This is a genomic window from Nonomuraea sp. LPB2021202275-12-8, assembly GCF_037044575.1.
In the GTDB taxonomy this organism is placed as follows: domain Bacteria; phylum Actinomycetota; class Actinomycetes; order Streptosporangiales; family Streptosporangiaceae; genus Nonomuraea.
Window position 1 is genome coordinate 577,643 of the sequence record NZ_JBAHWD010000001.1, and the last position, 21,409, is coordinate 599,051.

At 70.4% G+C, this 21,409-nt stretch carries 20 protein-coding genes; 8 read left to right on the top strand and 12 right to left on the bottom strand.

The window, feature by feature from the left end:
* Positions 1-6: 6 nt before the first annotated feature.
* From gcl to sucC, 5 genes are read right to left on the bottom strand one after another with little or no spacing between them, the layout of a single operon-like run.
* A complete protein-coding gene (gcl, locus tag V5E28_RS02730) occupies positions 7-1,728 on the bottom strand; it encodes a glyoxylate carboligase (protein WP_336204625.1) in 1,722 nt (573 codons plus the stop codon).
* The gene (locus V5E28_RS02735; protein ID WP_336204627.1) at positions 1,725-2,585 is read right to left on the bottom strand and encodes a 2-hydroxy-3-oxopropionate reductase; all 861 of its coding nucleotides are present in this window, start codon (positions 2,583-2,585) and stop codon (positions 1,725-1,727) included. The genes gcl and V5E28_RS02735 overlap by 4 nt, the downstream gene beginning before the upstream one ends.
* Positions 2,582-3,346 carry a hydroxypyruvate isomerase family protein gene (locus V5E28_RS02740; RefSeq protein ID WP_336204629.1) on the bottom strand — a complete coding sequence of 255 codons (765 nt, stop codon included), beginning with the start codon at positions 3,344-3,346 and terminating at the stop codon, positions 2,582-2,584. The genes V5E28_RS02735 and V5E28_RS02740 overlap by 4 nt, the downstream gene beginning before the upstream one ends.
* Positions 3,343-4,227, bottom strand: coding sequence for a succinate--CoA ligase subunit alpha (gene sucD, locus V5E28_RS02745; protein ID WP_336204630.1), 885 nt, complete (start codon positions 4,225-4,227; stop codon positions 3,343-3,345). The genes V5E28_RS02740 and sucD overlap by 4 nt, the downstream gene beginning before the upstream one ends.
* Positions 4,227-5,357 (bottom strand): ADP-forming succinate--CoA ligase subunit beta, encoded by a 1,131-nt coding sequence (sucC, locus tag V5E28_RS02750; protein ID WP_336204632.1) that lies wholly within the window; start codon positions 5,355-5,357, stop codon positions 4,227-4,229. The genes sucD and sucC overlap by 1 nt, the downstream gene beginning before the upstream one ends.
* An 89-nt stretch (positions 5,358-5,446) precedes the next feature.
* Between sucC and V5E28_RS02755 the strand changes: the two genes are divergently transcribed.
* The 3 genes from V5E28_RS02755 (at position 5,447) to V5E28_RS02765 (ending at position 7,980) form a co-directional block, all read left to right on the top strand.
* Positions 5,447-6,841 (top strand): hypothetical protein, encoded by a 1,395-nt coding sequence (locus tag V5E28_RS02755; protein ID WP_336204634.1) that lies wholly within the window; start codon positions 5,447-5,449, stop codon positions 6,839-6,841.
* Positions 6,842-6,981: 140 nt separating this feature from the next.
* Entirely contained in the window at positions 6,982-7,725 is a 744-nt protein-coding gene (locus tag V5E28_RS02760; protein ID WP_336204636.1) for a GntR family transcriptional regulator, read from the top strand.
* Positions 7,726-7,800: 75 nt separating this feature from the next.
* Positions 7,801-7,980 (top strand): hypothetical protein, encoded by a 180-nt coding sequence (locus V5E28_RS02765; protein WP_336204637.1) that lies wholly within the window; start codon positions 7,801-7,803, stop codon positions 7,978-7,980.
* A 45-nt stretch (positions 7,981-8,025) separates the two neighbouring features.
* Here the strand turns inward: V5E28_RS02765 and V5E28_RS02770 are convergent, their stop codons facing one another.
* The 6 genes from V5E28_RS02770 to V5E28_RS02795 all read right to left on the bottom strand — a co-directional run bounded on the left by V5E28_RS02770 (position 8,026) and on the right by V5E28_RS02795 (position 16,108).
* Complete coding sequence (locus V5E28_RS02770; RefSeq protein WP_336204639.1) at positions 8,026-9,012, bottom strand: TerC family protein; 987 nt, start codon at positions 9,010-9,012, stop codon at positions 8,026-8,028.
* On the bottom strand, positions 9,009-9,503 hold the full coding sequence (locus tag V5E28_RS02775; protein ID WP_336204640.1) for a hypothetical protein: 495 nt from the start codon (positions 9,501-9,503) through the stop codon (positions 9,009-9,011). Before V5E28_RS02775 ends, V5E28_RS02770 begins: the two co-directional genes overlap by 4 nt.
* A complete protein-coding gene (locus tag V5E28_RS02780; RefSeq protein WP_336204642.1) occupies positions 9,503-10,909 on the bottom strand; it encodes an Nramp family divalent metal transporter in 1,407 nt (468 codons plus the stop codon). The genes V5E28_RS02775 and V5E28_RS02780 overlap by 1 nt, the downstream gene beginning before the upstream one ends.
* 156 nt (positions 10,910-11,065) lie before the next feature.
* The gene (locus V5E28_RS02785; protein WP_336204644.1) at positions 11,066-13,204 is read right to left on the bottom strand and encodes an acetate--CoA ligase family protein; all 2,139 of its coding nucleotides are present in this window, start codon (positions 13,202-13,204) and stop codon (positions 11,066-11,068) included.
* Positions 13,204-14,427: a formyl-CoA transferase gene (gene frc, locus V5E28_RS02790; RefSeq protein WP_336204646.1), complete on the bottom strand. Its 1,224-nt coding sequence runs from the start codon at positions 14,425-14,427 to the stop codon at positions 13,204-13,206. Before frc ends, V5E28_RS02785 begins: the two co-directional genes overlap by 1 nt.
* A 13-nt stretch (positions 14,428-14,440) precedes the next feature.
* Positions 14,441-16,108: a thiamine pyrophosphate-binding protein gene (locus tag V5E28_RS02795; RefSeq protein ID WP_336204648.1), complete on the bottom strand. Its 1,668-nt coding sequence runs from the start codon at positions 16,106-16,108 to the stop codon at positions 14,441-14,443.
* Positions 16,109-16,427: 319 nt separating this feature from the next.
* Here V5E28_RS02795 and V5E28_RS02800 point away from each other — a divergent pair, with 319 nt between their 5' ends.
* The 5 genes from V5E28_RS02800 (at position 16,428) to V5E28_RS02820 (ending at position 20,568) form a co-directional block, all read left to right on the top strand.
* Positions 16,428-17,405: a 2-dehydropantoate 2-reductase gene (locus V5E28_RS02800; RefSeq protein WP_336204650.1), complete on the top strand. Its 978-nt coding sequence runs from the start codon at positions 16,428-16,430 to the stop codon at positions 17,403-17,405.
* Between the two features lie 211 nt (positions 17,406-17,616).
* Complete coding sequence (locus V5E28_RS02805; protein WP_336204652.1) at positions 17,617-18,537, top strand: metal ABC transporter substrate-binding protein; 921 nt, start codon at positions 17,617-17,619, stop codon at positions 18,535-18,537.
* On the top strand, positions 18,525-19,310 hold the full coding sequence (locus V5E28_RS02810) for a metal ABC transporter ATP-binding protein (protein WP_442945752.1): 786 nt from the start codon (positions 18,525-18,527) through the stop codon (positions 19,308-19,310). Before V5E28_RS02805 ends, V5E28_RS02810 begins: the two co-directional genes overlap by 13 nt.
* A complete protein-coding gene (locus V5E28_RS02815) occupies positions 19,307-20,182 on the top strand; it encodes a metal ABC transporter permease (protein WP_336204653.1) in 876 nt (291 codons plus the stop codon). Before V5E28_RS02810 ends, V5E28_RS02815 begins: the two co-directional genes overlap by 4 nt.
* On the top strand, positions 20,179-20,568 hold the full coding sequence (locus V5E28_RS02820) for a Fur family transcriptional regulator (RefSeq protein ID WP_336204655.1): 390 nt from the start codon (positions 20,179-20,181) through the stop codon (positions 20,566-20,568). The genes V5E28_RS02815 and V5E28_RS02820 overlap by 4 nt, the downstream gene beginning before the upstream one ends.
* Here the strand turns inward: V5E28_RS02820 and V5E28_RS02825 are convergent.
* Entirely contained in the window at positions 20,508-21,404 is an 897-nt protein-coding gene (locus V5E28_RS02825; RefSeq protein WP_336204657.1) for a DMT family transporter, read from the bottom strand. The two genes, V5E28_RS02820 and V5E28_RS02825, sit on opposite strands and share 61 nt — an antisense overlap.
* Positions 21,405-21,409: the final 5 nt, after the last annotated feature.

Genomic DNA, 21,409 nt, shown 5'->3' on the forward strand with positions numbered 1-21,409 from the left:
CCCTCCTCAGTCGGACCAGTCGACGCTGATGAGCTCGGGCAGCGGCTCGAACTCCTTGATCGCCTCCAGCGAGGGCCCCATGGCGGCGTTGGCCTCGCGCTCCACCATCACCTCGACGAGCACCGGCAGCCGCTCGCGCGCGGCCTCGGCGGACGCCCAGACGAGCGCGTCGCGGATGTCACCGGGCACCTCCACCCTGCGCGCCGGGCAGCCGAAGGACTCCATCGCCTTGACATGGTCGATGCCGCCCTCTCCGTAGTGGAGGTCCACGGCGAAGTTCATGTCGTACGGGATCTCGGCCTGCCGGATCAGGCCCAGATACTCGTTGTTGATCATCACGATGACGAACGGGATGCGGTACTGCGCCGCCACCGCGACCTCCTCCATGAGGAACTGGAAGGAGTAGTCGCCCACCACCACCACGACGTCACGCTCCGGATAGGCGCACTTGACGCCGAGCGCCGCCGGGATCTCCCAGCCCAGCGGCCCCGCCTGGCCGCAGACCAGGTAGCGCCGGGGCAGGTAGGTCGTCTGGAACTGGCCGGACCAGATCTGGTAGAGCCCGATCGCGGTGACGAAGGTGGTGTCCCTGCCGAAGTGCTCGTTGATCTCCTTGAACACCCTCGGCGGCTTGATCGGCACGTCGTCGAAGTCGTCCCTGCGCGCCATGGTGCGGCGCAGCTCCCCGACCCTGCGCACCCACTTGCCGGGTTCACAGGCGGCCGTGCGGCCGCGCGCCTCGGCGGCCAGCTCCGCCAGCACCGGCTTGGCGTGCCCGACGACGCCGAGGTCGGGCTCGAAGACCCGGCCGATCTGGGTGGGCTCGACGTCCACGTGGATGAAGCGGCGGCCCCTGCGGTAGACGTCGAGCTCGCCGGTGTGCCGGTCGCCGAAGCGCGCGCCCACCGCCAGGACGAGGTCGCTGTCCAGGAACGCGGCGTTGCCCCACCTGGTCTGGGTCTGGATCCCGGCCATGCCGGCGAACAGCGGGTGGTCCTCGGGGAAGGCGCCCTTGCCCATGAGCGTCACCTGCACGGGCACCTGGAGGTGCTCGGCCAGGGCGCGCAGCTCCTCGGCGGCGTCGGCGATGATCACGCCGCCGCCGGCCAGGATGATCGGCCGCTTCGCCGCGGCGAGCATGTCCACGGCCCGGCGCACCACCTGGGGCAGCGGCCGCCGCACCTCGACGGGCAGCGGCGCGTCCAGCTCGGGGTCGTACAGACAGGTGCCCCGCTGCACGTCGATCGGCAGGTCGATGAGCACCGGGCCGGGCCGCCCGGAGCGCGCGACGCGGAAGGCCTCGCGGAACACCCAGGGCGCCTGGGCGGGCTCCTTGAGCTGCACCGCCCACTTGGTCACCGGCTTGGCGATCTCCACGATGTCGACCGCCTGGAACGCCTCCTGGTGCAGCTTGGAGGTGGCGGCCTGGCCGGTCACGCAGATCATCGGGATCGAGTCGGCCATCGCGGTGTAGAGGCCGGTGATCATGTTGGTGCCCGCCGGTCCGGACGTCCCGATACAGACGCCGACGTTGCCGGTCACCCTGGACCAGCCGTCGGCGGCGTGGGTGCCGCCCTCCTCGTGGCGCACCGTGATGTGCCGGATCGAGCTGTGCTGGAGCGCCGCGTAGAGCGGCAGGATGGCGGCTCCTGGGATGCCGAAGACGGTGTCCACGCCCTCCGACTCCAGCACCGCGACCACGGCCTCCATGCACGGAACACGTTTCATCTGTTGAGCCCTTCGATCACCTTGAGCAGCGCGGAGTGGTCGAGCGAGCCGTGCCCCTGCGCCCTGGCCGCCGCGACGAGCTGGGCGACCTGCCCGGTGAGCGGCAGGGCGACCCCGGCCTCGCGGGCCGCGGCGATCGCGATGCCCATGTCCTTGTGGTGGAGGTCGATGCGGAAGCCGGGGGCGAACTCGCGTTTGATCATGGTGTGCCGTTTGAGATCGAGGATCCGGGACCCCGCCAGGCCGCCCGCGAGGACGTCCAGCCCCGCCACCGGATCCACGCCGGAGGCCTCCAGCAGCACGATCGCCTCGGCCACCAGGCCGTAGATGCCGCCGACGACGAGCTGGTTGGCCGCCTTCACGGTCTGCCCGGCGCCCGGCGGGCCGACGTGCACGATCGTGGTGCCGAGCGCGGCGAGGACGGGCCGGGCCGCCTCGACGTCGTCGGCCACCCCGCCGACCATGATGGAGAGCGTGCCGTCGATCGCGCCGCGCTCCCCGCCGCTGACCGGGGCGTCCAGGGCGCGGATGCCCCGGTCCGCGGCCAGTTGCGCGACCCAGCGCGAGGTCTCCGGCCTGATCGTGCTCATGTCCAGGTAGAGCAGTCCGGCCCGGCCGTGCTGGACGATGTCCGGCGCCACCTGCTCCACCTGCGGCGAGTCGGGCAGCATGGTGATGACCAGGTCCGCGCCCGCGACCGCCTCGGCCACGCTGTCCGCGCCCTTGCCACCCTGGGCGACGAGCTGCGCGACCCGCTCGGCGCTCACGTCGTAGCCGGTGACGTCATGTCCGGCCTTGACGAGGTTGGCCGCCATCGGGCTGCCCATGATTCCCAGGCCGACGAAACCGATGCTCACTGCTGCCTCCAAGCGAACGCGCCCGGCCCCTCGTGCCGGTACTCCAGCCCGACGTGCCCCCGGTAGCCCGCGGCTTCCAGCCGCGCGAAGATCTCCGGGTACGGCATCCGCCCGCTGCCGGGCTGCCCCCTGCCGGGGTCGTCGGCGATCTGCACGTGGCCGAACCGGCCGGCGTGCGTGTCGATGAGCGCTGTCACGTCCTCGCCCATGCGGTGCAGGTGATAGAGGTCGGCCAGGAAGGCCACGTTCTCCCTGTCCACCTCGTCGATCAGGTCGAAGGCCGCGCTGGACGACGTGATGGGATATTTCGGGTTCTCGTGGGAGTTGAGGGCTTCGACGACCACGGTCGCGCCGATCCCGGCCGCCGCGTCCGCCGCCGTGCGCAGGTTCGCGACGGCCAGCTGCCTGTCGGTCTCCGGACCGTTGCCGTACAGGGCGTTGAGCACGCCGCAGCCCAGCTCGCCCGCCAGGGCGACCGCGACGTCGACGTTGGCCAGGAACCTGGCGGCGCCGTCCGGCCTGGCCAGCAGCCCGCGCTCGCCGGCGGCCATGTCCCCGGCGTCGAAGTTCAGGCCGACGAGACGGACCCCGGCCTCCTGGACGGCCTCGCGCAGGGCCCGCAGTTCGGCGCCCCGCGGCTCCGGCGTGCCGAACGGCCACCACAGCTCGATCGCGTCGAACCCGGCCTTGGCCGCCGCGGCGGGCCGCTCCAGGAGCGGCAGGTCGGTGAAGAGGATCGAGAGGTTGACGTCGAACCTCATGCCGCCGCCCTGCCCAGGGCCGAGCGCATGAGCCTGGCGGTCTCCGACGGGGTTCGCCCGACCCGGACGCCGGCCGCTTCCAGCGCCTGCTTCTTGGCCTCGGCGGTGCCGGACGAGCCGGACACGATGGCGCCCGCGTGGCCCATGGTCTTGCCCTCGGGGGCGGTGAAGCCCGCGACGTAGGCGACCACCGGCTTGGTGACGTGCCGCTCGATGTAGGCGGCGGCCCGTTCCTCTGCGTCGCCGCCGATCTCGCCGATCATCACGATGGCGTCGGTGCCCGGATCGTCCTGGAAGGCCTGGAGGCAGTCGATGTGGCTGGTGCCGATGACCGGGTCGCCGCCGATGCCGACGGCGGTGGAGAAGCCCAGGTCGCGGAGCTCGTACATGAGCTGGTACGTCAGCGTGCCGGACTTGGAGACCAGGCCGATGCGCCCGGAGGAGGTGATGTCGGCGGGGATGATGCCGGCGGACGACTGCCCGGGGCTGATCAGTCCCGGGCAGTTGGGCCCGATGATCCTGGTCCGCCCGGCCGCGAGCGCGCGGAAGCGGACGGCGTCGTGCACGGGCACGCCCTCGGTGATGACCACGCAGAGCGGGATCGCGGTCGTGACGGCCTCCTCTACGGCGGAACGGGTGAAGCGCGGCGGGACGAAGACCACCGACACGTCGGCGCCGGTCTCGGCCATCGCCTCGGCCACCGAGCCGAAGACGGGCACCGCGCGCTCCCCGAAGTCGACCGAGCGCCCGCCCTTGCCGGGGGTCACCCCGGCCACCACCTCCGTACCGGCCGCGAGCATGCGGGCGGTGTGCCTGCTGCCCTCCGCGCCGGTCATGCCCTGGACGAGCACCCGGCTGTCCTTGGTCAGGAAGATCGCCATCACGCACCTGCCGCGAGTCTGGCCGCCATCTCGGCGGCGCCGTCCATGGTGGAAACCTGGCGGACCACCGGATGCCTGGCGTCGCTGAGTATGCGCCGCCCCACCTCGGCGTTGTTGCCGTCCAGCCGCACGACGATGGGCCTGGTCAGGCCGCGCTCGCCGAGCAGTTCGAGTGCGGTGACGATGCCGTTGGCCACCGCGTCGCAGGTCGTGATGCCGCCGAAGACGTTGACCAGCACCGATCGCACGTCGGGGTCGGCCAGGATGATCTCCAGCCCGTCGGCCATGACCTTGGCGGACGCGCCGCCGCCGATGTCCAGGAAGTTGGCCGGGGCCGCGCCCGCTCCGGCGACCACGTCCAGCGTGCTCATGACCAGCCCCGCGCCGTTGCCGATGACGCCGACGCGGCCGTCGAGCTTGACATAGTTGAGCCTTTTGGCCCTGGCCTGGTCCTCCAAGGTGTCCGAACGCTCCGCGTACTCCCACGAGTGGCGGAAGGCCGCCGCGTCGTCCAGGGTGACCTTGCCGTCAAGTGCCACGATTCGCTGGTCGGTGGTACAGATCAGCGGGTTCACCTCGACGAGCAGCGCGTCCTCCTCGATCATGACCTGCCACAGCCGCTCCAGGACCGGCGCCGCCGCCTCCGGCAGGCCGGCCTTGGCCGCGAGCAGCCGCGCGGTCTCCGCGTCCACACCGGCCACCGGGTCGATCGGCAGTCTCACGATGGCGTCCGGATCGGTCTCGGCGAGCTCCTCGATCTCCATGCCGCCCTGGCCGGACACCATGGCCAGGAAGCCACCCTGCGCCCTGTCCACCAGAAAGGCCGCGTAGTACTCCTCGAAGGGCACCGTCGCGGCCTCGACGAGCACCGTGCGGGCGACATGACCCTTGATGTCCATGCCGAGGACGCCGGCGGCCTCCTCCTCGGCGCCGGCCGGTCCCGCCGCCACCTTGATCCCGCCCGCCTTGCCCCGGCCGCCGGTCTTCACCTGGGCTTTGATCACCACGGGCACACCCAGCTCGGCTGCGATCTCCCTGGCCTCCTCAGGGGTGGCCGCGACCCTGCCCGCGGGGATCGGGATCCCGTGGCGCCCGAAGAGCTCCTTCGCCTGATGTTCGTACAGGTCCATTCGAGCCTCCTTTGTAGACGGTATACCGTATGGAATATCCTCCGTCTAGGGGCTCGACAGCCGACCACTTCCTGGATATTCCATACAGTATGGAGAATGCAGAAGTAGTTAGGGACTGGCGTGGACGCTCCTACTTCGTCGGACCCGTCCCCGCCGACCGCAGCCGGATGCTGTGGCTCGCCCTCGCGGCCATGGCCGCGATCAGCCCCCTCCAGTACGGCTTCGCCGCACTGCTCGCCGGCAGCGCATCCGGCCTGTTCCTGCTGGCCGCCTGCGTCGTGTGCCAGGCCGCCGGCGCCCTGCCGGCCCTGCACCTCGTACGGCGCGGCCGCGTATCGGTGCGCACGGCCCTGGGCCTGGGCGCCGCCCTGACCACCGTGGGCCTGCTGACCCTCGCCCTGCTCTCCACCACCTCCGGCCTCGCGCCGGGAGCCGCGCCCGCCTACGCTCTCGCCCTTCTCGGGTACGCCGTCCTCGGCGGCCTCGGGGTGGGGGCCGTCTACGGCGTCTGCAGCGAGGCCGTCTCCTCCTGGTACCCCGACCGGCCCGCGGTCCGGGTCAGCCTGGCGACCGGCGCCTTCGGGTACGGCGCGGTGCCGCTGCTCGTGTGGGCCGGGATCGCCCCCTCCGCGACGCCCGTCGCGTTCGCCGTGGCCGCGGCGCTGGCCGCAGTGGCGATCGGGGCGGCGGCTCGGTTCCTGCGGCTGCCGCCCCGGCACTGGTGGCCCGAGACCGTGGACCCGCGCGCGCACGCGCTGGACGCGGCGATCCTGCGCCGCAACCCCGCGGCGGTCAAGCAGTTCGGGCTGGCCCAGGCCATGCGCACGCGCGCGCTGCCCGCACTCGCCGTGATCCTGGCGTGCGCGGGCGCCGTGTCCCTGTTCGACGTGGTCGCGGTGGCGGCCACCGGCTCGTGGGGCGCGCTCGCCCTGATGGTCGCGCTCAACGGAGCGGGCCGGTCGGCGGCCATGCGCTGCTCGGAGGTGTTCGGCCGCCGCCAGGTGCTCGCCGCCGTCCTGACCGTGCTCGCCGCCGGCCAGGTCCTCCTGCTGGCGGCCATGCAGGACGTCACGACGGCCGGTCCGTTCCGCGAGCTCGCCGCGACGGGTGTGACGCCGGAGTCCGCCGCGTCAGGCCTCGCCCAGGCGGCGCCGGGGCTCGCCGCTCACGAGGCGGTGCTGGCGCAGGCGGGTGGACCGCTGCTCTGGCTCGGCGCCATAGCCGCCGGTCTGGGCGGCGGGGCCTTCTACCCTCTGGTCGCCAGCCTGGTGCGCGACTTCTTCGGCGTCGAGAGGGTAGGCGAGATCCATGCCGTGGTCTACAGCGCGAAGGCGGTGGCGGGTGTGATGGCCGTCGCCCTGGCCCTGCTGGCCCTGTCCGCGCCCGCGACGGCCCTGCTGATCGCCGGCGGGCTCGCGGCCCTGCCCGCACTGGGGACGCTGCGGTTGCGCGCACCCGGCCTGCCCGCCACCATCCCCCTGTGACGGCCATCAGTGATGGCGCCCCCGGGAATAGGCAGCGCTGTGACGTGGCTCTCTGTGACGAGACTCACGACTTGGTGACCATGCTTAGCGGTATGCTGTAGGCAGTCGACTAAATCCATTAAGCAGTCCTGGAGACTTTCATGTTGCTGTCGGATCAGGCCGGTCAGGCGGCGGCCACGAAGATCCCCCGCCCTGCCACGCTCCGGGAGAGCGTGATCGAGGCAATCCAGGAGCTCATCGTCTCCGGCCAGCTCAAGCCCGGCCAGCACCTCGTGGAGAGCGAGCTGGCCCAGCTGCTCGGGGTTTCGCGGCAGCCCGTCCGCGAGGCGCTGCAGCAGCTCAACGGCGAGGGCTGGGTCGACCTGCACCCCGGCCAGGGCGCGTTCGTGCACGTTCCGACGGTGGAGGAGGCCGACCAGCTGCTCGCCGTCCGCGCGCTGCTGGAGACCGAGTCCGCCAGGCTGGCCGCGCAGCACGCGGGCGAGGACGGCGTGCGCCGCCTGCGCGTCCTGTGCGCGCGCGGCATCGCGGCCGTGGAGTCCGACGACGTCGAGTCCGCCGTGGCCACCAACTCGGAGCTGCACGCCCTGGTCACCGCGCTGTCGGGCAACAGCGTGCTGGCCGAGCTGGCCAGCCAGGTGGCCCGCCGGGTGCGGTGGTATCACACGCCTGTGGCCCGCCAGCGTGGCATGGCCTCCTGGCAGGAGCACACGGCGCTGATCGACGCCATCGAGGCCGGCGACGAGCACCGCGCCGCCCACATCATGCGAGAGCACACCGAGCACACCCGCGCCTCCTACATGGAGCAGCGCGAGAACGAGCCGGTCGAGCCCGCCCCCAAGCCGGTGCGACGGCGGCGTCCCCGCACGCCGTCCACGAATTGACTCGGCGTTCACACGAGAACGCTTGTCCCGAAACACCTCGGGCAGAGGATGACAGTGATGGGAGGTGCAAGAAGAATGAAGAAGGCGCTTGTCCGCTTCTTCCTTGGTGATCCCGCTGGACAGCCCGCCGACGGCCGGATGATCGGCATCGGCCTGGCCACCGCGATCAGCAAGCAGCACTCCGCCGAGCGGGCGGAGCACTACATGACCCAGTGGGTCGCAGAGCATGATGTGCAAACAAGTGCGCGCAGCTAGCTGAAGCGCCGCGCACAGGGGTGGTCGCCCCCGCGCGCGGCAGGTTCAGCGCTCCATCGACTCCGACTTCTCCGGCTCCGCCGCCTGCGCGACCTTGGCGTCCCGAGCCGATTTGAGCAGGCTCAGCACCGTGGTCACGGCGAGCGTGCCGATGATGACGCCGAGAGACGCCAGGATCGGGATCTGCGGCGCCCATGAGACGCCGTCGTGGTGGAGGGCTTCGAGGATGAGCTTCACTCCGATGAAAGCCAGCACCACGGACAGGCCCTTGCTCAGGTAGACCAGCCGATCGAGCAGGCCACCGATGAGGAAGAACAGCTGGCGCAGCCCCATGAGGGCGAAGGCGTTGGCGGTGAAGACCAGGTAGGGCTCCTTGGTGAGTCCGAAGATCGCCGGGATCGAGTCGAGCGCGAACAGCAGGTCGGTGGTGCCGATGGCGACCATCACGATCAGCATCGGCGTCACCATCCTGCGCCCGAGATGTACGGTGAGCCGGCCGCCGTAGTAGGTGTCGGTGGTGGGCAGCACCCGGCGGACCGTGCGCAGGGCGATGTTCTCGGAGAACTCCGCCTCCTCCTCCTCGTGCCCGATCAGCTTCCAGGCCGTGTAGACGAGGAAGGCGCCGAAGACGTAGAAGAGCCAGTCGAACCTCTCCACCGCCTCCGCGCCGGCGGCGATGAAGCCGCCCCGCATGACCAGCGCCAGGATGATGCCGATGAGCAGCACCTTCTGGCGATGCTCGCGCGGCACCTGGAAGCGGCTCATGATCAGCAGGAAGACGAAGAGGTTGTCCACGCTGAGCGAGTACTCGGTGATCCAGCCGGCGAAGAACTCGCCGCCGTGTTGCGGGCCCGACACCAGCAGCAGCCCGACCCCGAAGACCACCGCCAAAGCTACGTACAGCGACACCCAGCGCACGCACTCCTTGAAGGCGGGCTCGCGCGGGTTACGGGCGACAAGATAGAAATCGAACGCCAGCACGAGGCCGAAAACGCCGACAGTGGCGAGCCAGGCCCAGGCGGGCACGTTCATCGGCGCGCTCCCTTCTTCGACCTCGGCCGCATCTGCTCAGCGTGACTGATGTACTGGCTGAGCAGCGTCTCCGCCCGCGGGTTGCCCTCGGCGTGGCGCAGCAGCCATGGCGGCATGAACCGCTCGTGCAGCCAGAGGAAGCCGATCGCGAAGCCGAGGCTCAACATCGCTTGATAGGCCAGGAAGGGAAGCACGCCGTCGGCCAGGCCGATTCCGGTCAGGCTCTCCTGGACCAGCCGGGACAGCGGGAAGCCCGCTATCCAGTAGAGGCCGACGGGCCCGAAGGTTCCCGGCCGGAACACTCCGTGACCGAGCAGGACGCCGTACAGCCCGCCGAAGAAGGCGAGGGGGACGGCGAGCGACAGCGCCGACAGCGCCACCAGACCGGCGGGCTGCCCTGCGAGAAGGGTCAGCCCACCGGCCAAGGCGCCGGCTCCGGCTCCGATCGACGCCCCTGGCAGGGCGAGTTCGAGGCTTTGCCGTTCGATCATCAGCCCACGACCACGCCGAAGGCGAACAGGCTGTAGAACAGCATGCCGAGGTAGAAGAACGCGCCAAATCCTATGATCAGGTTCGTCCACCATTTCGGTCTGATCGGTTTGGGCAGCATGCGGTTGTTGACCAGCAGCAGCGTCACGCAGTACGCGCCCATCGCGAAGGTCGACAGGAACGCCAGCGTGTCCAGGATCCCGCTCGGCCCGTCAGCGGGGCCGAACAGCAGGATCAGGATGCCGAAGATGATCACCCCCCACAGGAAGCCCGCGTACAGGTGCGACATGCGCAGCTTCTTCGCGCCCTTCACGAAGTTGTAGGCCATGTCGGCCTGGCCGCGCGAGAAGGAGTCGAACAGCCCGAGAGTCGCGTTCAGCCCGATCAGCGCGATGAACCCGAGGAAGATCACACCGAGGGCCGAGCTGCCGGCCGAGGAGACGGCGTCCGACATGGCGCTGAGCGCCACCTCCCGGTCGTCGCCCTGGATGGCCGTACGGACCGCGGGGTTCTGCCGAACCGCCGCCTGGGCGATCACCGTGAAGGAGATCGTGACCAGCATGGTGATGCCCCAGAAGAGGAGCAGGGCGTCGAAGGTGACCCAGCGCCGCCAGCCCTTCCACTTGGCCATCTCCGCCGGGTCGTCGGTGTCGAACATGAAGCCACGCGAGGGCATGGCCTCTTCCTCGCCCGCGTGCCGGAGCCCGCGGACCTTGGGAATGTGCGCGCCCATGCCGGCACCGGCGGCACGCAGGTGCAGCGTGTACCACATCTGCTGCATGCCCGACGGCCCGGCGAACGCGCACGCCCCGACGATGACCGGGAACCAGGCCGCCGTCATGGCCTCCGCCGGCAGGTAGCCGAAGGCGAACATGCCGGAGATCGTGGTGACCACGTCGTCCCAGGAGCCGACCATGGCGGCGACCACCGAGGTGCCGACCACGAGCGTGCCGATGAGCAGCGACAGCACTTTCTCCAGCACGTTGTAGATCACCTTGGCGAAGCTGAAGACCACGCCGACCAGGATGAGCCCCGCGACGGCGGTCACGACCCAGGGGATTCCGGATATCTCCTCCAGCGCCGCCGCGCCGGCCGAGAGGTGCCCCGGCCAGATGTAGACGGCGATCGCGACGATGAAGAAGAACCACATCAGCGGCTTGAACACCCGGGCCGCGCCGGAGAAGATGCTCTCCCCCGTGGCCATGGCGTAGCGCGCCATCTCCAGCATGACCACGGCCTGGAGCGTCACGCCGATCAGGAACAGCCACCTGATCTCCGGCCCGAACAGCAGCACCAGCCTGGGCCACATGTAGGACTCGCCCATCCCGACGCCCAGGGCCACGAGGAAGACGGTGGGCCCCAGAATGTGCACCGAGGGAGGCGCGTCGGGGAGTTTCCTGATGGGCATCGGCTCAAGCCGGCCCGCTTTCCATACTCGTTCGTCCTCAACCGGTGGCGCTGACGCCGCCGGAGTGTTCGATGTGTCCACCTACGGACCTCCTGGGGGGTTGTTTGTCTTACTGCGCGGCCCCGATGCGCCCCCTCGCCTGCTCCGAATCGGCTCCTAGCGGAGCAGTCCGGCAGCCCGTGCCCAGCGGTACTTTGCGCCGAGTACCGCCACGGGCTTTTCGGTCGTGTACGGATACGCGACCACGCCGTGTTCGAACAGATACTCGCTGGCCTCCTCAACCTCGGTGTCTCCGGCCAGCGACGCGACCACCGGCTTGATGTTCCCCTTCGCCCGCTCTTCCGCCACGACCTGGGCGATCAGCTCGGCGAAGACCATCGGGGGCGTCACGATCGTGTGCCAGTAGCCCAGGACGAGCGCGTGGATCCGGTCGTCGGTGAGCCCGAGCCGGACCGTGTTCGCGTACGTCGAGGGCGGTTCGCCGCCGGTGATGTCGATGGGGTTGCCGGCCGCGCCGAACGGCGGGATGAAGGCGCGGAAGGCCTGGTCGAGATCGGGCGGGATGTCCATGAGCGTCAGCCCGGCGTCCACGCAGGCGTCGGACAGCAGCACGCCGGAGCCGCCCGCTCCGGTGATGATGACGACGTTCTCGCCCTTGGGGGCGGGCATCAGCGGCAGCGCGCGGGCGTACTCGAGCATGTCGTTGAGCCCCGGCGCGCGCACCACGCCCGCCTGCCGGAGGATGTCGTCGTAGACCTTGTCGTCGCCGGCCAGGGCGCCGGTGTGGGAGCCCGCGGCCCGCGCGCCCATCGCGGTGCGCCCGGCCTTCAGCACGATGACCGGCTTGTGCTTGACGACCCGGCGGGCCGCCTCGACGAAGCCGCGCCCGTCCTTGAGATCCTCCAGGTGCATGGCCACGGCCTGGGTGTTGTCGTCCTGTTCGAAGAAGGTCAGCAGGTCGTCCTCGTCCACGTCGGCCTTGTTGCCGACGCCGACGATCGCCGAGACGCCCATCTTGGTGGTGCGGCTGAAGCCCAGGATGGCCATCCCGATGCCGCCGCTCTGCGAGGTCAGCGCCACGCTGCCCTTGACGTCGTACGGCGTGCAGAACGTCGCGCAGAGGTTCTCCGGCGTGTAGTAGTAGCCGTAGATGTTGGGGCCGAGCATGCGCACGCCGTGGCGCCTGGCGATGTCGACGATCTCCTGCTGGCCGGCCACGTTCCCGGTCTCGGCGAACCCTGAGGGGATCATGATGGCGCCCGCGACGCCCTTCTCGCCCGCCTCCTCCAGCGCCGAGGGGACGAACTTGGCCGGGATCGCGAAGACGGCCACGTCCACGTCGTGCGGGACGTCGGAGATGCTCTTGTACGCGGGCAGTCCCAGGATCTCGGGAGCCTTGGGGTTGATCGGGAAGATCTGGCCCTGATAGCCGCCGTTGATGAGGTTGCGCATCACCGAGTTGCCGATCTTGCCGCTCTCCCCGGAGGCGCCGATGACGGCGACGGAACGCGGCTTGAAGATCCGCGTCATCTGCCCGAGGATCACCTCCCGCGAGAGCCGGGTGACCTCTTCGGGGGGCTCGCCGATGAGGATCCGCACGTCGGCGGCGACGGCGCCGTTCGCGTCCGCGAAGACCGGGTTGAGGTCCACTTCGACGATCTCGGGGAAGTCGCTGACCAGGCTTCCCACGCGCTCGATCAGCGCCGCCAGCGCCTCCCGGTTCGCGGGCGCGGCACCACGGGCACCTCGCAGCACTTGCGCCGCTTTGATGTCGTCGAGCATCCCAAGCGCATCATCACCCGAAACCGGGGCAAGTCGGAAGGTCACGTCCTTAAGGACTTCAACCAGGACACCGCCCAGCCCGAACGCGACCAGCTTGCCGAAGGTGGGATCGGTGACGGCGCCGACGATGACTTCGTAGCCGCCGCCGACCAGCTGCTGCACCTGGACGCCGTCGATGCGGGCGTCGGAGTCGTAGGCGCGGGCGCTGGCCAGGATCTGCTCGAAGCCGTCCCAAACCTCCTCGGCCGTCTTCAGCCCGACCAGCACGCCGCCGGCGTCGGTCTTGTGCAGGATGTCCGGTGAGACGATCTTCAGCACCACCGGGAAGCCGAGCCCGGCGGCCAGCTCCGCCGCCTCCTCCGCCGACCCGGCCAGCGCCTCGCCCGGGGTGGCGATGCCGTACGCCTGACAGATCCCGCGGCCTTCAGGGGCGGTCAGACCCGTGCGCCCCTCGGCGATGGCCTTGTCCAGGATCTCCCTGACCGCGCTCGCGGCCCCTGCACGCTGCTCCACTAGATGACTCCGTTCGTCTTCAGCTCGGCCAGCTCGTCGGCACTCACGCCGAGCGGGCCGTAGATCTCCTGGTTGTGCTCGCCGAGCAGGGGCGGGGTGGTGATGTCGACCGGGGAGTCGGACAGCTGCAACGGGCTGCCGACGGTCACGAACTCCCCGCGCTCCGGATGGTCGACCGTGACGACGATGCCCTCCTCGCGCAGGCTCTCGTCCTCGACCAGCTCCTTGGTCGACAGGATCGGCCCGCAGGGGATGTTCTCGGCGTTGAGCCGGTCCAGGACCGTCCACTTGTCGTGCCGGATGGTCCACTCCTCGATGAGCTGGAACATCTTGTCCAGCTTGGACAGCCGAACCTCCGGAGTCGCCCACTCGGGGTCCTCGGCCAGCTCGGGCCGGCCGATGATGCCCGACAGCGGCCTCCAGCCGGGTGGCTGGACGATCACGTAGATGTAGTCGTTCGGCCCGCCGGGGGCGCAGCGCACCGCCCAGCCGGGCTGGCCGCCGCCGCTGGCGTTACCCGAGCGGGGCACCTCGTCGCCGAAGGTCCTGTTCGGGTACTCGCGCAGCGGCCCGTGCGCGAGGCGCTGCTGGTCGCGGAGCTTGACCCGGCACAGGTTGAGCACGGCGTGCTGCATGGCGACCTGCACCCGCTGGCCGCGCTGGGTGTGCTCGCGCTGGTAGAGGGCGGCCAGGATGCCGGCGACCACGTGGATGCCGGTGCCGGAGTCGCCGATCTGCGCGCCGGTGGCCAGCGGCGGGCCCTCCTCGAAGCCGGTGGTCGACATCGAGCCGCCCATCGCCTGGGCGATCACCTCGTACGCCTTGAACTTGGCGTAGCGGCCGGCGCCGAAGCCCTTGACGGAGGCGTAGATCAGGCGGGGGTTGATCTCCTGGAGCCGCTCCCAGGTGAAGCCCATGCGGTCCACCGCGCCGGGGCCGAAGTTCTCCACCAGGATGTCGGCGTCCTTGACCAGCTCGGTGAAGAGCTCCTTGCCGCGCTCGCTCTTCATGTTGAGCGTGATGCTGCGCTTGTTGCAGTTGAGCATCGTGAAGTAGAGGCTGTCGACGCCGGGCACGTCACGCAGCTGCTGCCGGGTGATGTCGCCCGTCGGGGACTCCAGTTTGACCACGTCGGCGCCCAGCCAGCCGAGGAGCTGGGTGCAGGACGGGCCGGACTGGACGTGGGTCATGTCGAGGACGCGGACACCTTCGAGTGCCTTCATGTCAGGGACCTGCCTACTTGTACATGGTCTGGTTCATGGTTCCCGGCGCGTAGACGTCGGGATCGACCCAGACGTTGATCAGCGATGGCTTGCCCGACTCCCGGGCCCGCTCCAGGGCCGGGCGGATCTCCGCCGGGTCGCGGACCTCCTCGCCGTGGCCGCCCAGGAGTTTGGCGAAGTCGCCGTAGCGGATGTCACCCAGCGTGTTGCCGACCCGGGCACGCTCCTCGCCGTACTTGGCGGCCTGGCCGTACCTGATCTGGTTCATGGAGGAGTTGTTGCCGATGACGCCGATGAACGGCAGGTCGAAGCGGACCATGGTCTCGAAGTCCCAGCCGGTCAGGCTGAAGGCGCCGTCGCCGAACAGGCAGAGCACCTCCTTGTCGCGCCGGGCCTGCTTGGCGGCCATCGCGAAGGCCATGCCGACGCCGAGCGTGCCGAGCGGTCCGGGGTCCATCCAGTGGCCGGGCGACTTGGGCTGCACGACCTGGCCGGAGAAGGTGACGATGTCGCCGCCGTCGCCGATGTAGGTGCTGTCCTCGGTGAGGAACTCGTTGATCTCGTGGACCAGGCGGTAGGGGTCGATGGGCTGGGCGTCCGACAGCTGGCGGGGCAGGCGCTTGTCGTAGGCCTGGGTCTCGACGGCGCGCAGCTCCTCGATCCACTCCTTGCGCCTGGCCGCGGCGTTGTCGATGCGGCCGCTCGCCGCCTGGGCCGCCGCCGCCAGGATGAGGCCGGCGTCGCCGACGATCCCCAGGTCGATGTCCCGATTTTTCCCGACAGTGCGGTAGTCGAGGTCGATCTGCACCACGGTGGCGGTCGGCGAGAGCCGCTTGCCGTACCCCATCCTGAAGTCGAACGGGGTGCCGACGATGATGATCAGGTCGGCCTCGGTGAAGGCGTACCTGCGGCTGAGCTGGAAGTGGTGCGGGTCGCCCGGCGGGAGCGTGCCGCGCGCCGAGCCGTTCATGTAGGCCGGTACGTTCAGCGCGCGGACGAAGTCGATCGCCGCATCGGTCGCCCGGCAGGTCCAGACCTGGCTGCCGAGCAGGATGCACGGCTTCTCCGCGTGCGCCAGCATGTCCGCCAGCCGCTCGATCGCCTCGGGGTCGCCGGCCTGCTTGGTGGAGGCCCGGTAGTTCTTCGGGATCCGCGCCTTCTCCAGGGGGATCTTCGCATCCAGCACGTCGCGCGGGATCTCCAGGAACGACGGGCCCGGGGCGCCGTGATAGCACTCGCGGAAGGCCATCGACACGAGGTCTGCCACCCGTTCCGTGCTCGGCACCGTGGCGGCGAACTTGGTGATCGGCGTCATCATGTCCACGTGCGGCAGGTCCTGCAGCGAGCCCATCTTGTGCTGGCTGAGCGCCCCCTGACCGCCGATGAGCAACATCGGGCTCTCGGCCCTGAAGGCGTTGGCCACGCCGGTGACCGCGTCCGTCGTGCCGGGCCCGGCGGTGACGACCGCGCAGCCCGGCTTGCCGGTGATCCGCGCGTAGCCGTCCGCCGCGTGCGCGGCCACCTGCTCGTGGCGCACGTCGATGACCTCGATGCCCTCATCGACGCAGCCGTCGTAGATATCGATGATGTGGCCACCGCAGAGGGTGTAGATCACGTCCACGCCCTCGGCTTTGAGCGCCTTGGCTACCAGATGACCACCAGAGATCGTTTCCGACATCATGCACCCTTCTCAGCGACTGTCTCCCGCATACTGCATACCGTATGAACGCCATGGTTACCCTGTCGTCACCCGCCTGTCTAGCCCCCTTGGGGCAACTCGATCAGCTCCACCTGGTCCCCGGCCCCCCATCCCGGGGACCGCCCTCTCCGCGTCCGGGTGGCGAACGCACGGCGCCGGTCGCGGGCTGTCTGGCGGCTGCCCACGGCACCGTCCCCACCGCAGGTCCATGTCGAACAACGGTCATCCACCGGCTCCTTGACCCGACATTTTCCATACTGTATACCGAATGCACGATCCGACGCGAGAACGGAGCGAGTGCATGAAGGTCGCTGTTCTTGGCGCCGGCGCCATCGGCGCGTATGTGGGGGCAGCTCTCCACAGGGCCGGAGTCGAGGTGCATCTCATCGCCAGAGGCGAGCACCTGCGGGCCATACGCGAATCCGGTGTCCGGGTGCTCAGCCCCAGGGGCGACTTCGTCGCTCACCCCCATGCCACCGACGACCCTCACCAGGTCGGCCCGGTGGACCACGTATTCCTGGGCCTCAAGGCGAACAGCTACGCCGCCGCGGGCCCCATGATCGAGCCGCTGCTGCACGAGGCCACGAGCATCATCGCCGCGCAGAACGGCATCCCGTGGTGGTACTTCCACGGACTCAAGGGCCCCTACGAGGGCTATCGCATCCAGAGCGTGGACCCGGAGGGCGCGGTAACCACCGCGCTGCCGCTGGAACGCGCGATCGGATGCGTCGTCTACGCGGCCACCGAGATCGAGGAGCCCGGCGTGATCCGCCACCTCGAGGGCACCCGTTTCTCCATCGGGGAGCCGAACGGCGAGCTCAGTGAGCGGTGCGCCGCCTTTAGCCGGGCGGCCCAGGCCGGCGAGCTGAAGTGCCCGGTGGAGCGCGACGTGCGCCGCGATGTGTGGATCAAGCTCATGGGCAACATCGCCTTCAACCCGATCAGCGCCCTGGCCAGGGCCACCATGGCCGGCATCTGCCGGCACAGCGGCACCAGGGAGCTGGTCAGGGCCATGATGCGCGAGACCGTCGAGGTGGCGCGGAACGTCGGCTGCGATCCCGGGATCTCGATCGAGCGCCGCCTGCGGGGAGCGGAGAAGGCGGGCGAGCACAAGACCTCTACGCTCCAGGACCTGGAGAAGGGCAAGCCGCTGGAGCTGGACGTGCTGCTGGCGGCGGTGGTCGAGCTGGCCGATCTCACCGGCGCCGAGGTGCCGACGCTGCGCGCGATCCACGCGGTCAGCGACCTGCTGGCCGAGAACCTTGTCCGCGCGGGCTAGCTCGGAATCCGTAGATTGTATACAGAATGGAAGGATGGCGAGCCATGACCGCCTGACCCATTCCCCGCGGTTGGACGTCACTCCGGGCTCCGGCAACCGGGGTGATGGCGGGATGCCGTACGGTGCCGGCCTGCCCCCCAGCGCCGCCGTCCGGCATCCCAACAATCATCGGTTTTGACAACCATTTTCATTTTGCAGCATACTGTCTCACATGATGTCAGGACATTCCCGCCAGCGTGCAGCCGGCATGCTCGCGGGCGCCTTGCTGCTCACCGCCACCGCATGCGGCTCCGGGACCGCCGCCGCCCCTCGAGGGGCGCCGCAGGTTCTCGCCGCCATCTATCCACTGCAGTGGCTGACCGAGCAGGTCGGCGGACCCGACCTCACGGTGAAGAGCCTGACCGCCGCCGGCGTGGAGCCGCACGATCTGGAGCTCGGCCCGCAGCAGATGGCCGACCTGGAGGACGCCACGCTGACGGTCTACATCAAGGGCGTGCAGCCGGCGGTGGACGAGGCGGTCGCCGAGGACAGCAGCTTCGACGCCGCCACCGCGGTCAGCACGATCCCGGCGGGCGAGCACGAGGAGCACGAGGGAGGCGAGGCGGCTCACGAGCACGAGGTCTCCTACGACCCGCACATCTGGCTCGACCCGTCCCGCTTCGCCACCGTCGCGACCAAGCTCGGCGAGCGCCTGGCCGCCGCCGACCCGGCGCACGCGCAGGGCTACAAGGACCGGGCGGCCACCACCGCGGCCGCGCTCACCACCCTGGACCAGGAGTTCACCAAGGGCCTGGCGGGCTGCTCGGCCAAGACCATGATCACCGCGCACGAGGCGTTCGGCTACCTGGCCGACCGCTACAAGCTGAAGCAGGTCGGCATCACGCTCGATCCCGAGTCCGAGCCCTCCCCCGCCCGCATCGCCGAGGTGGCCGAGCTGGCCAAGGCCGAGAAGGTGACCACCGTCTTCACCGAGACGCTGGTCAGCCCCAAGGTCGCCGAGGTGCTCGCCGGCGAGGCCGGCGCGAGGACGGCGGTGCTCGACCCCCTGGAGAGCAAGCCCGCGGGCGACTATCTGTCGGCCATGCGCGGCAACCTCCAGACCCTGAAGACGGCGCTGGGATGCACCTCGTGAGCGAGAACGCGTTCACGATGACCGACGGCCGGGTGACGCTCGACCGCCGGCCCATCCTGCGCGGCGTCGACCTGACCGTCCGCCCGGGCGAGGTCGTCGCGATCATGGGCGCCAACGGCTCGGGCAAGTCCACCCTGATCCGCGCCCTGCTCGGGCTCACGCCGCTCTCCGGCGGCCAGACCCTCCTGTACGGCAGGCCGCCCGGCAGGTTCCGCGACTGGTGGCGCGTCGGTTACGTGCCGCAGCGCCTGGCGGTGGGCGGCGGCGTGCCGGCGACGGTCCGCGAGGTCGTCACCTCCGGGCGGATCTCCCGGCAGAAGAGGCTCCGCCTCACCAGCGCCGACGACCGGGAGGCGGTCGCGAGCGCGCTGGAGTCCGTCGGGCTCGCCGACCGGGCGGCCGACCCGGTGCAGGCGCTTTCCGGAGGCCAGCAGCAGCGGGTGCTGATCGCCCGCGCGCTGGCCGGCCGGCCCGACACCTACGTGATGGACGAGCCCACGGCCGGCGTCGACGCGGCCACCCAGCAACTGCTCGCCGACACGCTGGCCACGCTGGTGGCCGGCGGCAAGACCATCGTCCTCGTCGCGCACGAGCTCGGCCCGCTGGAGCCGCTCATCACCCGCGGCGTGGTGGTGCGGGAGGGCCGCATCGCGCACGACGGCCCGCCGCCCGAGCCGGAAGGCGAGTGCGCCAGGCCGGGACACGAGCACGTGCATCCGCACGCCGCCGAGGCCGCCGCCGGACCGCTGCGCGGCTGGCAGGGAGAAGCATGATCGACTTGTTGGGCAGGGAGTTCTTCCAGCTCGCCCTGATCGCGGCACTGCTGGTGGGGCTCTGCGCGCCCGCCGTGGGCACCTTCATCGTGCAGCGCAGGCTCGCCCTGCTCGGCGACGGCATCGGCCACGTGGCCCTGACCGGCGTCGCGCTCGGCTTCCTCACCGGCACCGCGCCCGTGCTCACCGCCGTCGCGGTCGCGATCGCCGGCGCCGTCGCCATCGAGGTGGTCAGGGCACGCGGCCGCACCAGCGGCGACGTCGCCCTGGCACTGCTGTTCTACGGCGGCATCGCGGGCGGCGTCATGCTCATGGGCATCGCGCCCGGGGGCAGCAACGCCAAGCTCAACTCCTACCTGTTCGGCGCGATCGCCAGCGTCAGCCGGCTGGACATCTGGGTCATCGGCGGCCTGGCCGTCGCGGTGCTCCTGGTGGTCGGGATCTTCGGCAGGGAGCTGTTCGTGCTCTGCCAGGACGAGGAGATGGCCAGAGCCAGCGGCCTGCCGGTGCGCTTCCTCAGCCTGCTCATCGCCGTCACGGCCGCGCTCACCGTGGTCATCGCCATGCGGGTGGTCGGACTGCTGCTGGTCAGCGCTCTCATGGTGATCCCGGTGGCGACCAGCCAGCAGCTCACCAGGGGCTTTCGGTCGACGATGCTGCTGGCCATGCTGTTCGGCGTGATCGCCGCGGTCGGCGGGCTGCTCGTCTCGGCGCAGTCGGCCAAGGTGGCGCCCGGCGCCGCCATCGTGCTTCTTGCTCTGCTCGGCTTCGTCCTGGCCCTCGGTGTCGGTAAGTTCGTACGGCGAGGCAGATCGTCCCAGGAGTCCACAGTGAGCGAGCGACGCAGCGTGAGCGTCAAGGAGGTCGCATGACCACGAGACGCGATGCCGTGCACGACACCCTCCGGCAGAGCGAGGGCTTCCGCAGCGCGCAGGACGTCTACGCCGAGATGCGCCAGCACGGCGCCAAGATCGGGCTGACCACGGTCTACCGCGCGCTCCAGGCGCTGGCCGACGGCGGCCACGTCGACGTGCTGCGCACCGACGACGGCGAGTCGGTCTATCGCGCGTGCGCCACCGGCGAGCATCACCACCACCTCGTCTGCCGCCGCTGCGGCCGGACCGTCGAGGTGGAGGGTCCCGCCGTCGAGCGCTGGGCCGAGACGGTCGGCACCGAGCACGGCTTCACCGAGATCACTCACACGGTCGAGGTCTTCGGCACCTGCTCGTCCTGCTCCAGGACGTCCCTGGCCGGTTGAGCGCGCCGCGAGCCGTAGAGGACCCCCAGCACGATCACCGCGCACCCGGCGAGCTGGAGCGGCGACGGGCGCTCATCGAGCAGCGCGGCCGACACGGCCACCGTCGTCATCGGCTGGACGAGCAGGAGCAGCGCGGTGAGCGCGGCGGGCTGCCTGGGCAGCGAGTACGCGATGAGCGACCAGCCGAGCACCTGCGGGCCGAGCGCGAGCAGCAGCAGCCAGCCGTGCGCCGGCCAGCTCGGCACGAAGTCGGCGCCGCCGAACAGCGGGCTCAGCGCCGCCATGGCCACGGTGGCCACCACGGTGGCGTGCGCGAGCGGCCCCGCCGAGCGTCCCGCCCCGGCCTTCATCAGCAGCAGGAACCCCGCGTACGCGATCGACGTCGCGACGCCGGCGGCCACGCCCAGGGCCGGGTTCGCGCCGTACGCCGCGCTGTCGAACACGCCGGAGATCAGCACCACCCCGGCGAACACCACCGGCGTGCCGATCACCATGTTGCGCGACGGCCGCTCGCGAAACAGCGCCCAGGCGGCGAACGCCACGATGAACACCTGCAGATTGCCCAGCACGGTGGCCAGGCCGGCGCCGACGTAGTCGATCGTGTGATGCCAGAAGAGCAGATCGAGCGCGAACAGGACACCCGCCAGCCAGGCCAGGTTGCGCGGCCGGCCGGTCAGCGGGCCGAGCCGGCGGCGCTCCATCCAGGCCAGCACCAGCATCGGCGGCACCGCGTAGGCGCACCTGAACAGGGCCGAGGTTGCGGGCGAGACGCCGGCCAGCCGAACCAGGGGCGCGGAGGTGGAGATGATCAGCGCACCCACGATCGCGATCAGCACGATAC